The sequence below is a fragment of the Coprococcus sp. RTP21204st1_G4_RTP21204_210225 genome (assembly GCF_040915385.1).
Classification (GTDB): domain Bacteria; phylum Bacillota; class Clostridia; order Lachnospirales; family Lachnospiraceae; genus Allocoprococcus; species Allocoprococcus comes.
The window spans coordinates 442-1,193 of the sequence record NZ_JBCPDP010000069.1 but is presented as its reverse complement, the minus strand read 5'-3'; the positions used below and the strand labels follow the sequence as shown (position 1 = coordinate 1,193).

The 752-nt window shown below is 36.4% G+C and carries 3 protein-coding genes; all 3 read left to right on the top strand.

Features of this window, described 5'->3' with window-relative positions; all coding sequences use genetic code 11:
• Positions 1 to 24 precede the first annotated feature (24 nt).
• On the top strand, positions 25 to 141 hold the full coding sequence (gene ykgO, locus AB5213_RS17175; RefSeq protein WP_002558051.1) for a type B 50S ribosomal protein L36: 117 nt from the start codon (positions 25 to 27) through the stop codon (positions 139 to 141).
• Positions 142 to 175: 34 nt separating this feature from the next.
• Positions 176 to 556 (top strand): 30S ribosomal protein S13, encoded by a 381-nt coding sequence (rpsM, locus tag AB5213_RS17170; protein WP_004291218.1) that lies wholly within the window; start codon positions 176 to 178, stop codon positions 554 to 556.
• A gap of 11 nt (positions 557 to 567) precedes the next feature.
• Positions 568 to 752: 30S ribosomal protein S11 (gene rpsK / locus AB5213_RS17165; protein WP_368277037.1), on the top strand; the 185-nt coding region annotated here is incomplete at its 3' end.

The following is a 752-nucleotide window of genomic DNA, read 5'->3' as shown; positions in this document are numbered from 1 at the left end:
TTTAGATATAAATAAAATTAAGATATGAAAGTAAGAGCATCCTTAAAGAAACGTACGCCAGAGTGTAAGATCGTTAGACGTAATGGCCGTTTGTATGTTATTAACAAGAAAAATCCTAAGTATAAACAACGTCAAGGATAATATTATTATTTTTGCAAAAAAAATAATTTAGTATATGGCTATAAGAATAGTTGGTGTCGATTTGCCTCAAAACAAGAGAGGTGAAGTTGCGTTGACCTATGTATATGGTATAGGTCGTAGTAGTTCAGCAAAAATTTTGGATAAAGCAGGTGTTGACAGAGACCTGAAAGTAAAAGACTGGACGGATGATCAGGCTGCCAAGATTCGTGAGATCATTGGTGCAGAGTATAAGGTTGAAGGTGATCTTCGTTCTGAAGTTCAATTGAACATTAAGCGTTTAATGGATATCGGTTGCTATCGTGGTGTTCGTCATCGTATTGGTCTTCCAGTAAGAGGTCAGAGCACAAAGAACAATGCCCGTACTCGTAAGGGTAGAAAGAAAACCGTTGCTAATAAGAAAAAAGCTACTAAATAATAATTGTTGATATGGCAAAAAAAACAGTTGCAGCAAAAAAGAGAAATGTGAAGGTTGATGCTAATGGACAGTTGCATGTTCATTCATCTTTTAACAACATTATTGTTTCTCTGGCAAATAGCGAAGGTCAGATCATTTCTTGGTCTTCTGCCGGAAAGATGGGTTTTAGAGGTTCAAAGAAGAACACTCCCTACGC

Coding starts and splice junctions, on each gene's coding strand:
- ykgO (WP_002558051.1), top strand. CDS start 25: ATGAAAGTAAGAGCATCCTTAAAGAAACGTACGCCAGAGTGTAAGATC.
- rpsM (WP_004291218.1), top strand. CDS start 176: ATGGCTATAAGAATAGTTGGTGTCGATTTGCCTCAAAACAAGAGAGGT.